The organism is Streptomyces sp. SID8374, from assembly GCF_009865135.1.
In the GTDB taxonomy this organism is placed as follows: domain Bacteria; phylum Actinomycetota; class Actinomycetes; order Streptomycetales; family Streptomycetaceae; genus Streptomyces.
Window position 1 is genome coordinate 2,774,892 of record NZ_WWGH01000001.1, and the last position, 12,708, is coordinate 2,787,599.

10 protein-coding genes and 1 pseudogene are annotated in these 12,708 nt (G+C 72.8%); 4 read left to right on the forward strand and 7 right to left on the reverse strand.

Translation table 11 applies throughout. The features are described from left to right. Positions 1-162 precede the first annotated feature (162 nt). On the forward strand, positions 163-885 hold the full coding sequence (locus GTY67_RS12215; protein WP_161278657.1) for a hypothetical protein: 723 nt from the start codon (positions 163-165) through the stop codon (positions 883-885). Here GTY67_RS12215 and GTY67_RS34880 read toward each other — a convergent pair. From GTY67_RS34880 to GTY67_RS12230, 4 genes and pseudogenes are all read right to left on the reverse strand, one after another. Next, positions 824-1,018, reverse strand: a pseudogene (locus GTY67_RS34880) (hypothetical protein); the annotation flags it as partial. The gene GTY67_RS12215 and the pseudogene GTY67_RS34880 overlap by 62 nt on opposite strands. A gap of 158 nt (positions 1,019-1,176) precedes the next feature. Then, on the reverse strand, positions 1,177-1,923 hold the full coding sequence (locus tag GTY67_RS12220) for an N-acetyltransferase (protein ID WP_161278658.1): 747 nt from the start codon (positions 1,921-1,923) through the stop codon (positions 1,177-1,179). 179 nt (positions 1,924-2,102) lie between these two features. Further along, a complete protein-coding gene (locus GTY67_RS12225) occupies positions 2,103-2,891 on the reverse strand; it encodes an HNH endonuclease family protein (RefSeq protein WP_161278659.1) in 789 nt (262 codons plus the stop codon). Between the two features lie 122 nt (positions 2,892-3,013). After that, positions 3,014-3,886, reverse strand: a complete 873-nt coding sequence (locus tag GTY67_RS12230; protein WP_161278660.1) for a hypothetical protein — start codon at positions 3,884-3,886, stop codon at positions 3,014-3,016. Positions 3,887-3,999: 113 nt separating this feature from the next. Between GTY67_RS12230 and GTY67_RS12235 the strand changes: the two genes are divergently transcribed. Both GTY67_RS12235 and GTY67_RS12240 read left to right on the forward strand, forming a co-directional pair. Continuing rightward, positions 4,000-4,596 carry a TetR/AcrR family transcriptional regulator gene (locus GTY67_RS12235; RefSeq protein ID WP_093691949.1) on the forward strand — a complete coding sequence of 199 codons (597 nt, stop codon included), beginning with the start codon at positions 4,000-4,002 and terminating at the stop codon, positions 4,594-4,596. A 224-nt stretch (positions 4,597-4,820) separates the two neighbouring features. Then, positions 4,821-5,585, forward strand: coding sequence for a hypothetical protein (locus GTY67_RS12240; protein ID WP_161278661.1), 765 nt, complete (start codon positions 4,821-4,823; stop codon positions 5,583-5,585). Between the two features lie 147 nt (positions 5,586-5,732). On the opposite strand, the gene mfd is transcribed toward GTY67_RS12240, so the two are convergent. Beyond that, on the reverse strand, positions 5,733-9,266 hold the full coding sequence (mfd, locus tag GTY67_RS12245; RefSeq protein WP_161278662.1) for a transcription-repair coupling factor: 3,534 nt from the start codon (positions 9,264-9,266) through the stop codon (positions 5,733-5,735). A gap of 510 nt (positions 9,267-9,776) precedes the next feature. On the opposite strand from mfd, the gene GTY67_RS12250 reads away from it, so the two are divergent. Further along, positions 9,777-10,772, forward strand: a complete 996-nt coding sequence (locus GTY67_RS12250; protein WP_093691955.1) for a helix-turn-helix transcriptional regulator — start codon at positions 9,777-9,779, stop codon at positions 10,770-10,772. 22 nt (positions 10,773-10,794) lie between these two features. Here the strand turns inward: GTY67_RS12250 and GTY67_RS12255 are convergent, their stop codons facing one another. Together GTY67_RS12255 and GTY67_RS12260 are read right to left on the reverse strand one after the other, a co-directional pair. Beyond that, positions 10,795-11,061 carry a hypothetical protein gene (locus tag GTY67_RS12255; protein WP_093691957.1) on the reverse strand — a complete coding sequence of 89 codons (267 nt, stop codon included), beginning with the start codon at positions 11,059-11,061 and terminating at the stop codon, positions 10,795-10,797. After that, positions 11,058-12,599: an amidohydrolase gene (locus GTY67_RS12260; protein WP_237502597.1), complete on the reverse strand. Its 1,542-nt coding sequence runs from the start codon at positions 12,597-12,599 to the stop codon at positions 11,058-11,060. The genes GTY67_RS12255 and GTY67_RS12260 overlap by 4 nt, the downstream gene beginning before the upstream one ends. Positions 12,600-12,708 lie beyond the last annotated feature (109 nt).

Sequence of the window (12,708 nt, forward strand, 5' to 3'; positions counted from 1 at the left end):
ACGCCGTGTCGCGAGCATAGCGACTCACTCGGACGACACCCAGGAGCATCGTTGCCCGACCCGTTGCGCGTGAACCGTGTTGACTCGGTTCACAAGCTCTGCTGTTATTACCCCGTTCGCACACCTGATCATCTCCCTCATCGATTCACCGGAGCTTCCGTCATGCGTCTCGTCACCCGTATCGCCGTCAACACCGTCTGCGCGACGGCTCTCCTGGCCCTCGTCTCCTGTGGCGCAGACGCCGACAGCGGTCCGTTCGGGGACCTTTCGGGGCCCGAGGTCACCAACAAGGCGCTCACGACGACGAAGAAGGCGGAGTCGATGCGGCTCTCCCTCCACATGGACACCAAGGACGGCCGGATGAAGGCCGACTTCTCCACCAGCACGTCCGGGGAGTGCACGGGGACCATGGCCATAGGCCCGAAGGGGACCGTGGAGATCATCAAGACCGGCGACACCGTCTACACCAAGTACGACGAGGCACTGCTGCGCCAGGAGAGCGAGGGAGAGCCCGCGGAGGAGGTCGACGCGACGGTGAAGATGCTGGCGGGCCGCTGGATGGAGTCGAAGGCGTCCGACCCGGACACCAAGGACATGATCGAGTTCTGCGACCTGAAGGGGCTGCTGAAGAGCGTCGAGGCGAACGACACGGAGGCGCGGAAGGCGGGCGAGGCGAAGGTCGACGGCAAGCCCGCCCTGCGGCTGACGGAGAAGGAGGGCAAGGAGACCCACACGTTCCTGGTGGCCGCCGAGGGCGACCCGTACATCCTGCGGATCACGTCCAAGGGCGGCGAGGAGCCGATGACGCTGAACCTGTCGGAGTTCAACCAGCCGGTGGTGGCGGAGAAGCCCGCGGCGAAGGACATCGTCGAACTGGGGCAGTGAGACCCGCCCCGGTGGAGCGCGCGCCCAGGGGGTGTCCGGCGGCGGGCAGGACGCGGAGGCCGCGCCCGGGGAAGCGCAGGTTCCGGTAGATCTCGTCGTGGTGAGCGATCGACGCCTCCGGCGCGGCGCACGGGAGTTACGTACCGCCGGATCCCTTGGGCCGCCGTCTCACGACTGAGGGCGCCGTCTCACGGCCGAAGGTGCTACCTCACCGCCAGGGCGCCACCTCACCGCCAGGTCGCCCCGGCCCCCCGAAGGCCCCGCCCCGCACCGCACCTCAGAAGCCGCCCCTCACACCCGGTGCCGCACCCACACGTTCGGCTCGGCGTAGACGGCGTACCCGTGCGTGGGCGAACAGTGCACCGGCACCAGCGCGCCCGGCACCTCCACCGGACCCTCCGTGTCGAACGGCAGCCCGGTCCACTCCCGCCACTGCTCCAGCGTCCCGCTCACCGTCATCGACACCGGGGCCACCGAGTCCACGGCCCCGCCCGCCCGGACGTGGACCCGCAGCCACGGGTCCTCGGGCAGCCCGTCCTCGGGGCGGGTGAGCCGGGCGTACTCCTCCATCGGCAGCGCGGGCCGCAGGTGCTTGCCGCTCGGCCGTACCGGGGCGACGACCTCGCCGAAGCCGCGCCGCCCCGCGTTCTCCCGCATCGCGGCCAGCATGCGGCCCGAGACCCCCTTGCCCTGGTGACCGGTGGCCACCGTGATCTCCAGGGCGCCGACGGTGTCGGGGGTCCGCCCGCGCCGCAGGTCCGAGAAGGCCCACAGCAGCATCCGGTCCCAGCCGCCGGCGGGGAGCCGCCCGCGCCCGGGGGCGTTCAGCTCGAAGGGCACGCTGTAGGCGCGGGCGACCACGGTGCCGTCCGGGTCGGTGGCGACGAGGACGTACTGCGGGAACTCGACGGCCACCCGCCCGAAGTTGGCCCAGCCGACGATGTCCTCCAGGACGAACTCCGGCCAGTTGTCCGGCATCCGGTCCAGGGCGTCGGCGAGTTCGGGGCGCTCGGCGAGCGTGGTGATGTGCAGTTCCATACGGCCGACCCTAGTCGGACCGCACCCCCTGCGACCAGGCATTTTCGGCGCGTCGGACCTTGGCGGCGACCACGGAGCCGATGCGGCTGATGATGGCGATGGGCAGGCCGTACAACGTCATTGGCGGCGGCAAGATCTGACACGCCCTACGGCCTCCCCAGGGCACGGACTCGTGGCCCTCATCCCCCGCACTGGGCGAGCATGGCCCGCTTGTCCGGTGCGGTGACGGGGAGTTCGTACTTCAGCGAGACCTGGGCGAACCGCACCGCGTAGGAGCAGCGGACCGGCTTGTACGGCGGCAGCCAGGCGGCCGGGCCGGAGTCGCGCTTGGCGTTGTTGGCCGGGCCGTCCACCGGCAGGAGGTTGAGCGGGTCGTTGGCGATCTGCTGCCGCTTGGTGTCGTTCCAGCGGGCGGCGCCCATCTGCCAGTTGTAGGAGAGCGGCATCACGTGGTCGATCTGCACCTTGGCCGCCTGTGCCTTGCGCCAGTCGATGGACTTGCCGGTGTAGGGGTCCTTGAGCTTCAGCGCGACGACGACGCAGTGGGAGCCCGAGCGGTGTTCGATGTCCTTGCCGTCGCGGGCGAGGAGGTCGTTGCGGGTGTCGCAGCCGTTCCGGGCGAGCGGGATGCCGTCGATCCCGTCCTTCCACGCGGAGCCGAACTTGCTCCGCTCGTAGCCGGTCTTCGGGCCGCGCCCCTTGGTGGCGACCTTCTCGATGATCTTGCGGGCTGCGGCCCGGTCGGCGTCGCCGGTGAGGGGCGCCAGGCCCGGCTTCGTACCGTCGGGGTTGTCCAGCGGGCCGGCACCGAACCCCTCGGCCGACTGCGCTCCACCGTTCGCACCCCCGCTCGCGCTGCCGCCGCTCTCCGCCGCGAGGTCGTCGGGGTCGCAGCCGGCCAGAGCGAGTACGAGGACGGCACTGAGGGCGGGGAGGGCTGTCGCTCGGTACGTACGGGGAGATATCACGTGAAGTCATCCTGACGGGGAGAAAGCCGAACGCACAGAATCTTATGGGCGCCTTCCCCGTCGGCGAGGCTTTCATGACTCGCCTTCAGCCTCCCCCGGCCCTCGCCTCCACCACGCCCGGCTCAGACCTTGCCGATGCCGAGGGTGTTCTCGCCGGGCAGCATCCCCGAGCCGATGACCTCCAGCCAGGGCTCCCCCAGCAGCTCCACGAGCCGCAGGCGCCCCTCCTCCCCCAGGGCCCGCCACGGCGCGGCGGCCTCCTCGTCGGTGCGCAGCTCCACCTTCGCGCGCAGCTCGCGCCCCGCCTCCGTGGCCGTACCGTCCGCCGCCAGCAGCCCCCGCTCCTGAAGCCGACGCCGGGCCGCACCCCACTCCACCGCGCCCCACCCGCGGCTCGCGAACACCTCGGGGCGGGCCGCGCCGACGCCCGCGAAGGAGACCAGCGACTCGACCGGGTCGAGACCGGCCGCTTCGAGGGCGGCGATGTGCCCGTCGCCCCGGTGCTCGCGCAGGACGGTCGCCGCGTGCCAGAGCACGAGGTGCGGCGCGTCCGGCCAGGGCAGGGCGGAGTTGGCGGGACCGAGGCCGCCGCGAACACCTGGGGACGCCGCCTCCGCCGCGCGCCGCACCAGCGCGGCGGCCTCGGCGAACTCCGCCCCCTCCACCCGCCGGTCCCCGAACAGCGCCCGGTAGGCCCGGTCGACCGCCCGCAGCCGAGCGGCGAGGACGGCCTCGGGCGAGGCGACCGCCCAGCTCACCGGCATGTAATCCCCCACCACCGCCGGGGCGAAGCTGTGGAACGCCCGCACCGCCTCGTCCGCCCCGGCCGGACCCAGCGGGGCCGCGCGCCAGGCGAAGTAGCTGGGCCAGCGCTCCTCGGTGGTGTAGCCCAGCGCGGCGGCCTCCTCGAAGGCGGCGGGGGCGTAGTAGAGCACGGCGTGCAGGGGCTCCAGGAGATGCCACATCTGCCGTACGCGGGCCGGTTCTCCGGTCATGGTCTCCGCCTTCCCGAGAGGGATCTCGCATCTTGGCACTGTCTAGATCGGACCTCCAGCATGCGCACGCCACCGGAACTTGTCAATGACTAGATGACGGCTAGGCTGATCCCATGAGCAGCAGGAGCAGCGAGCCCGAGCGCACCTACCACCACGGCGACCTGCGGCGCGCCATCCTGGCCGCCGCCCTCGACGTCATCGCCGCGAACGGTCCGGCCGCCCTGAGCCTGCGCGACCTGGCCCGTCGGGCCGGCGTCTCGCACGCCGCGCCCGCGCACCACTTCAAGGACCGCACGGGCCTGCTGACCGCCGTCGCCGCCGAGGGGTACGCCCTGTTCGCCGACGCCCTGGCCGGGGCGCCGGACCTACGGGAGCGGGGCGTGGCGTACGTACGGTTCGCGGCGACGCACCCCGCGCACTTCCAGGTGATGTTCCAGCCGGACCTGTACCGCACCGACGACCTCGGCCTGCTCGCCGCCAAGGCCCGGGCGACCGAGGCGCTGCGCGCGGGCGTGGCGGACCTCCCCCCGGGCGGCCGGGGCGAGGACGACCGCCTCGCGGGCACGGCCGCCTGGTCCCTGGCCCACGGCTTCGCGACCCTGCTGCTCAGCGGCAACCTGTCGGACGCGCTGGAGGGCCGGGACCCGGAGGAGGTGTTCCGGTCGCTCACGGGCCTGATCTTCACGCCGGAGAACGGGGGCGACGGCTGACGGGGGCGTCCCCGGGCCGCCCCTCAAGGGCGTTCCCTGAGCGACGAACGGGGCCCCGCACCGGGCCGGCAACAGCCCGGCGCCGTCCGCCTCGCGGGCAGCGCGAATTACCCGATACCCCATGGTGATGCGCGGGTGTACAACCCTGCGCGGAGGCCGATCGTCTGTAAGGCGACTGGAGGGATGAGCCTTCGGCTCCTTTCCGTACGGAGATCGGGGAACAGGTGGGGAAGCAGTTCTGGAGAGCCGTCGTGGCCGGTGGGGCGGCGGCGGTGTTCACGGCCGTGGCCGCGGTGCCGGCCGGGGCGGCCGAGGGCGGGGCCTCGTTCAGCCGTGTCCAGGTGAACGGCGGCAAGCCGATCGTGATCGGGACGTCGAAGGAGGTCGCGGTGCCGGCCTCCTTGCGCGTGGTGACCACGGGCAAGTGGAAGTGGACGCCCCTGGTGTTCCTCTACCGCAAGAACACGGACGACAAGCTGTGGCACGCCATCGAGACGAGCGACTGCCCCAAGCCGGTCGGCACCTGCGACATCAGAGAGACGATGTACTTCGATCCGAGCACGTGGCCCATGCGCAACAGTGAGGCCGGGGCCTGGAAGGTTGCGGGCGAGGTCTACTTCCAGGGCGGGGGCGGTGACGTCGACGCCACAGGGCTGACGGTCCACGTCAAGCGCAACTCCCGCCTGACCGTCAACGCCTCGCCCGAGCCGGTGGCCAAGGGCAAGACCCTCACCGTGACCGGAAAGGTCACGCGGGCCAACTGGGAGACCAGGAAGTACGCCTCCTACGGAGGCCGCCACGTGAGCCTTCAGTTCAAGCCCGCCGGAGCCACCTCCTACACCACGGTGAAGAAGGTGTACGCGAACGGCTCGGGCGCCCTCAAGACGACCGTCAAGGCGTCCAGGACGGGCACGTGGCGCTGGGCGTACTACGGCAATACGACCACCGGGGCGTCGCAGTCGGCGGGGGACCACGTCGTCGTGAAGTGACGCCCGCCGTGTCGGCCTGCCGGTGGAGGCCGAGCCGGCGGTGACGGCTGCGACGGCCCGGGCCTAGGACAGCACCTCGGCCGCAACGCATCGGGCCCCGCCGGACCAGCAAGCCCGGCGGGGCCCGTCACTCACGCGATCTCCGCCCTACGACCCCAGGATCGTCGTCAGGAACTCCCCGGTCCACGACAGCAGTTCGCGTCCCACCACCGGCTTGCCTCCGATCCTGCCCGTCGTCGGGCGCGGGACCAGGATCTGGTGGGCGGCGGGCTTGATGACCGTCTTGGGGTGCAGGCGCTTGAGGCGCAGCTCCTGGGACTCGCGCAACTCCACCGGGGCGAAGCGGATGTTGGAGCCCTGGAGGACGATCTCGCCGACTCCGCAGGCGCGGGCCAGCATGCGCAGGCCGGCCACCAGGAGGAGGTTCTCGACCGGTTCGGGCAAGGGGCCGTAGCGGTCGGTCAGCTCCTCGCGGACCGCGCGGATGTCGTCCTCCGAGGTGGCCTGGGCGATCGCGCGGTACGCCTGGAGGCGCAGGCGCTCGCCGGGGGCGTAGTCGTGCGGGACGTGCGCGTCGACCGGGAGTTCGATCTTGACCTCCAGCGGGGCTTCCTCCTCCACGCTGCCGTCCATCTGGGCCCGGTAGTCGGCGACCGCCTCGCCGACCATGCGGATGTAGAGGTCGAAGCCGACGCCCGCGATATGGCCCGACTGCTCGCCACCGAGCAGGTTGCCCGCGCCGCGGATCTCCAGGTCCTTCATCGCCACGTACATGCCCGCGCCCATCTCCGTGTGCTGGGCGATGGTCGCCAGGCGCTCGTGGGCCGTCTCCGTCAGGGGCTTCTCGGGCGGGTACAGGAAGTAGGCGTAACCCCGGTCGCGGCCTCGGCCCACCCGGCCGCGCAGCTGGTGGAGTTGGGAGAGGCCGAAGTTGTCGCCGCGCTCCACGATCAGGGTGTTGGCGTTGGAGATGTCGATGCCGGACTCGACGATCGTCGTGGAGACCAGGACGTCGAACTTCTTCTCCCAGAAGTCCACCACCACCTGCTCCAGGGCCTGTTCGGACATCTGGCCGTGGGCGGTGGCGATCCGGGCCTCCGGGATGATCTCGCGGAGGCGGGCGGCGGCCCGGTCGATGGACTCGACCCGGTTGTGGATGTAGAACACCTGGCCCTCACGCAGGAGTTCACGCCGCACGGCCGCGCCGATCTGCTTCTCCTCGTACGGGCCCACGAAGGTCAGCACCGGGTGGCGCTCCTCCGGCGGGGTGGTGATCGTGGACATCTCGCGGATGCCGGTGACCGCCATTTCGAGCGTACGGGGGATGGGCGTCGCGGACATCGTGAGCACGTCCACGTTGGCGCGGAGCTTCTTCAGCTGCTCCTTGTGCTCCACGCCGAACCGCTGCTCCTCGTCGACGATGACCAGGCCCAGGTCCTTGAACTTGGTGTCGGCGGAGAAGAGGCGGTGGGTGCCGATGACCAGGTCGACCGAGCCGTCCTTCAGGCCCGCGAGGGTCGCCTTGGACTCGGCCTCCGACTGGAAGCGGCTCAACGCCCTGACGTTGACCGGGAATTGGGAGTACCGCTCGGTGAACGTGCCGTAGTGCTGCTGGACCAGGAGCGTCGTCGGGACCAGGACCGCCACCTGCTTGCCGTCCTGCACCGCCTTGAACGCCGCGCGGACCGCGATCTCCGTCTTGCCGTAGCCCACGTCACCGCAGACCAGCCGGTCCATCGGGACCGTCTTCTCCATGTCCTCCTTGACCTCGGCGATCGTGGAGAGCTGGTCGGGCGTCTCCGCGTACGGGAACGCGTCCTCCAGCTCCCGCTGCCACGGGGTGTCGGGGGCGAAGGAGTGGCCGGGGGCCGCCATCCGGGCCGAGTACAGCTTGATCAGGTCGGCGGCGATCTCCTTGACCGCCTTCTTCGCCCGCTGCTTCGTCTTCGTCCAGTCGGCGCCGCCGAGCCGGTGCAGCGTCGGGGCCTCGCCGCCGACGTACTTGGTGACCTGCTCCAGCTGGTCGGTCGGGATGTAGAGCCGGTCGCCGGGCTGGCCGCGCTTGGCGGGGGCGTACTCGACGAGCAGGTACTCGCGGGTCGCGCCCTGGACCGTGCGCTGCACCATCTCCACGTACCGGCCGACGCCGTGCTGCTCGTGGACGATGTAGTCGCCCGCCTCCAGCGTCAGCGGGTCGATCGTCTTCCTGCGGCGGGCCGGCATCCGGCCCAGGTCCTTGGTGGCGGAGCGCTGGCCGGTCAGATCGGTCTCGGTGAGCACCGCCAGCTTCAGCGCCGGGTCGACGAACCCCTGGTCGATCGCCCCGCAGGAGACGTGGACCACGGACGGGGCGATCTCGGTGAGGTCCGGCACGAAGCGGGCCGCGATGCCCTCGCCGCCCAGCACCTCGACCGTACGGGTGGCGAGACCCTGGCCCTCGGTGACGTACACCGTGCGCCATCCGTCGGCCAGCCACCCCTTGGTGTCGGCGAGGGCGCGTGCGGTGTCGCCCCGGTACGCCTCCGGGGCGTGCATCGACAGCTTGAGGGTGTCCTCGTCGTGGTCGGCGTCGTCGGCGGCGAACGGGGAGGTCGACCACCACATCATCCCCAGCTCACGGGCCCGGTCCCGGACGTCCGCGATGCTCCACAGGGAGGCAGCGCCCACGTCGATCGGGGCCTCGCCGCCGCCCGCCGTCGCCGCCCACGACGCCTGGAGGAACTCCTGACTGGTGGCGACCAGGTCGGACGCCCGGGTCCGGACCCGCTCCGGGTCGCAGACCAGCGCCATCGACCCCTCGGGCAGGACGTCCAGCAGCAGTTCCATGTCGTCGACGAGGACCGGGGCCAGCGACTCCATGCCCTCGACCGCGATGCCCTCCGCGATCTTGCCGAGCAGCTCGCCCAGCTCCGGGTGCGCCTCGGCGAGGGCGGCGGCCCGCTCCCGTACCTCGTCGGTCAGCAGCAGCTCACGGCAGGGCGGCGCCCACAGACCGTGCTCGGCGACCTCCAGGGACCGCTGGTCGGCGATCTTGAAGTACCGGATCTCCTCGACGTCGTCGCCCCAGAACTCCACCCGAAGGGGGTGCTCCTCGGTCGGCGGGAAGACGTCCAGGATCCCGCCGCGTACGGCGAACTCGCCGCGCTTCTCCACCAGCTCCACCCGCGCGTACGCGGCGGCCGCCAGCGCGTCCACCACCTCCCCCAGGTCCGCGCTCTGCCCGCTCGCCAGGGCCACCGGCTCCAGCTCGCCGAGCCCCTTGACCTGCGGTTGCAGCACGGAACGGACCGGCGCGACGACCACCGAGACCGGCCCCGTCTCCGGGTCGTCCTCGCGCGGGTGCGCCAGCCGCCGCAGCACGGCGAGGCGGCGGCCCACGGTGTCCGAGCGGGGCGAGAGGCGCTCGTGCGGCAGGGTCTCCCAGGACGGGAACTCCGCCACCGTGTCCGGCGGCAGCAGCGTCCGCAGCGCGGCGGCCAGGTCCTCGGCCTCCCGGCCCGTCGCGGTGACGGCCAGCACGGTGCGGCCGGTCTGCCGGGCCAGCGCGGCCACGGCGAACGGCCGGGCGCCGGGCGGACCCACCAGGTCGACATGCATGCGGTGGCCGTCGGCGGCGGCCTTCACCGCCTCGGCGATCGCCGGGTCCGTTACGACGACATCCAGCAGACCGTGCAGGCTCATAGGGGCATCCGTCCGGGTCATGAGGTGTTCAGGTGTGGCCGGCAGCCGGCTGCCGCGGCCGGGGGCAACGCGAAGAGCCCGACACGTGGGACGAGCCGGGGGTTCCAGACTACGACCCCGCGGTGACAGCCGCTCACCCGCGACGAAGGCACCGGTGTAGCGGGCGGGCCGGGTGGGGAGGTCTTCACGGGGTGCCCGTTCGGGCATCCCGGCGGGTACCGGCGGTACCGGTCCGGGGCCGCCCGTCGCTCCGCGGCCACCGCTCGTCGCCGGTCGCCCACCGTTCATCTCCGTACGGCACACAGTTCTGTCCGGGGTCCTCACAGGAGTGATCCCAGCGTCTAGTCTGTGGCCGACCATGGCACGAACGGTTTCCGACGGATCACCGGCGCAGACACGGTTCCACCAGTTCCACCGGCCGCGACAGCGGTCGGCGACCAGCTCCGCAGGGCGATCCCCCGCGGTGCACGGACTCAAGCGGACACCAGGTATCGGGTATCGGGGGCGTACGTGGGCGAGAACGAGATGGCGGTTTTCGGGGTCTCCGACGCCGAGGAGGAGATCTACCGCCACTTCCTGCGCAACCCCTCCACCGCCGCCGACGACCTCCACCTCCTGCTCCACACCGAGCCCGGGCAGGCCCGCGCCCGGATCGACCGGCTCCGCGAGCTGGGCCTGCTGCGGGTGGAGGACGACGGCCGCCGGATAGCGCCCGTGGACCCCGAGACCGCCCTCTCCCGCCTGGTCGACCTGCGGCTCCACGCACTCCACCAGGAGTTGCAGCGCGTCACCCGGTCGCGGCACGTCATTGATGGTCTACGCGCGGAGCAGGGGGCCCGTACGCCCCCTCCCCAGGGCATCGAACAGCTGGAGGGGCTCACCCAGATCCGCAACCGGATCGACGACCTCGCCTTCTTCGCCCGCGACGAGATCCTCTCCGTGGAGCCGTACACCCGGCTCTCCCCGGAGAACATCGCCCGCTCCAGACCGCTGGACCTGCGCTGCCTCAGACGCGGCGTCCGGATCCGCAACGTCGTCTCCAGCACCGCCTTGCAGGACCCGCCGACCGCCGCCTATCTGCGCGAGCTGTCCGAGCACGGGGCGGCGATCCGGGTCACCGCGGACACCACGGAACGGCTCCTGGTCTACGACCGCCGCGCCGCCCTCGTACCGCTGGACCCCCGCGACACCTCCCGGGGCGCCCTGCTCGCCCACCGCAGCGGTCTCGTCTCCAACATCATCGCGCTGTTCGAGAAGATCTGGGCCCAGGCCGAGGAGCTGCCCACCGCCGACGGCGAGGGCGGCCCGGACCGCGGCGGCCTCTCCGCCATGGAGCGGCGCGTGCTGGTGGCGATGTGCACGGTCGGCAAGGACGAGGCGGGGGCCCGGGAGCTGGGCGTGTCGGTACGGACCTACCGCCGCCATGTCGCCGAGCTGATGCAGACCCTCGGCGCCGCCAGCCGCGCCCAGGCCGCGCTGCTCGCCCGTGAGCGGGGCTGGATCTGACACCCGGGCGTACGGGGCCGGGTCAGGCCTCCTCCGTCCACCCCCGCAGCGCCGTGTCCGCCAGGACGCAGGAGACCGCCCGCCGCACCGCCGGGGCGTCGGTCGACCCGGCCAGCTCCACCCGCAGCACCACCCGGTCCTGGCCGACCTCCGGGTGGCAGGCCCAGTGGCCGGGGAGCAGCCCCAGAAGCCGTACGACGGTGGTCCAGCCGGTCGGGGCGGCGCGGTCGCGGCGTACGAGGACGACATCGGCGACCCCGGCCGCGCCACCGGACGGGCCGGGCGTCATGACCCCACCTCCCCGCCGCCCTCGCCGCCGCCCGGGTCGGTGTCCCCGCCCGGTCCCGCGTGCAGCACCCGGCGGGCCGCCGCCGCCAGGGCCGTGACGCCGACGGGCAGGGCGGTCCGCACGTCGGGGGCGAAGCCGGGGGCGTGGTTCGGGGGCACGGGGGCGCCCCCGGCCCGGGCCGCACGCCACTGACGTACGCCGGTGGTACCGAGCAGCCAGTACGCCGTCGGCACCCCGCCCGCCGCGAAGTGCGGGAAGTCCTCGGTGGCCGTCGTGGGGGCCGCGTCCAGCACCCGGCCCGGGCCGAGTGCCGCCTCGTGCGCGCCCCGGACCGCCGCCGTCAGCGCCGGGTCGGGGAGCAGGGCGGGCGAGCGGGCCGTCACGGTGAGGTCCGGTTCGCGCGGGGCGCCGGACGCGGCGGCCTGGGCCCGTACGACACGTTCGGCTGCGGTCAGCAGGCGGTCGAGGGCGGAGTCGGTGAACGCCCTTGCGGTGAAGGAGAGTTCGGCGGTGTCCGGGGTGATGTTGCCGCGCTCACCGGCCCGCAGCGAGCCCACGGTGAGCACGGCCTGTTCGGCGGGCGCGGTCTCCCTGGCGACCACCGACTGGAGGCCGAGCACGGTGGCGGCGGCCATCAGGACCGGGTCGACGGTGAGGTGCGGGGTGGCCGCGTGACCGCCCCGGCCGTACAGGGTGACGTCGGCCGCGATGCTGCCCGCCATGAGGGGCGCCCCGCCCGGCGCATGGGCGACGGTGCCCGCCGGGAGCGGGGCGGCGTGCTGGGCGAGCACCGCGTCCGGGGTGCCGAACCGCTCGTACAGCCGGCCGTCCTCCAGCATCGGCCGGGCCCCGCTCAGCGTCTCCTCGGCGGGCTGGCCCACGACCAGTACGGTGCCGCGCCAGCTGTCCCGGTCGGCGGCGAGGAGGGCCACCGCCCCGGTGACGGCCGCGATGTGCAGGTCGTGGCCGCAGGCGTGCATGGTCCCGGGCACCTCGCTCGCGTACGGCAGACCGGTCGCCTCGGTGACGGGGAGCGCGTCGAGTTCGGTGCGCAGGAGGACGGTGGGGCCGGAACCGTTGCGCAGGACGCCGACGAGCCCGTGACCGCCGCCGACCGCGCGGGTGACCGTGAGGCCGTGTTCGGCCAGCCGGGCGGCGAGGAGGCCCGCGGTGCGGTGCTCGCGGCCGGAGAGCTCGGGGTGGGCGTGCAGGTCGAGGTAGAGCGCGAGGGCGGATCTGAGGAGTGGGCGCGGCAGGGCGGTTGCCGGTGCCGCATCGGCGCCCGCCCGCGCGCGCCAGGTGCCGCCCGGGCCGTCCGCACGCCGGTCGCCGCCCGCGCCGTGCGCCTGGTTCGCGCCGCCCGCATGGGTCGCGCTGGCCGCGCCGCCCGCCCGCGCACGTCCCTCGCCGCCCGCGCCGCCATCCGCATCGTGCGCCTCGTGCGCGCCGCCCGCCCCCGCGCTCCCGTCGCCGTTCACGCCGCCCGCATCGTCCGCGTCCTTCGCCGTTCCCGCCGCTGTGACCACTTCGCACCTCATCCCATTTCCCTCTCGACGAGCCTGATCCGTACGACCGTCAGAGGCCCTGCCGTCCCGCTGTCATCGGGTGCCAGCGAAGTGACAGCGAAAGCGCGGCCGATCTGACAGC

Bases quoted from the DNA above. Each gene is read 5' to 3' on its own strand.
- GTY67_RS12230 (WP_161278660.1), bottom strand. From the start codon at position 3,886: ATGACCGGAGAACCGGCCCGCGTACGGCAGATGTGGCATCTCCTGGAG.
- GTY67_RS12235 (WP_093691949.1), top strand. From the start codon at position 4,000: ATGAGCAGCAGGAGCAGCGAGCCCGAGCGCACCTACCACCACGGCGAC.
- GTY67_RS12255 (WP_093691957.1), bottom strand. From the start codon at position 11,061: ATGACGCCCGGCCCGTCCGGTGGCGCGGCCGGGGTCGCCGATGTCGTC.
- GTY67_RS12215 (WP_161278657.1), top strand. From the start codon at position 163: ATGCGTCTCGTCACCCGTATCGCCGTCAACACCGTCTGCGCGACGGCT.
- mfd (WP_161278662.1), bottom strand. From the start codon at position 9,266: ATGAGCCTGCACGGTCTGCTGGATGTCGTCGTAACGGACCCGGCGATC.
- GTY67_RS12220 (WP_161278658.1), bottom strand. From the start codon at position 1,923: ATGGAACTGCACATCACCACGCTCGCCGAGCGCCCCGAACTCGCCGAC.
- GTY67_RS12260 (WP_237502597.1), bottom strand. From the start codon at position 12,599: ATGAGGTGCGAAGTGGTCACAGCGGCGGGAACGGCGAAGGACGCGGAC.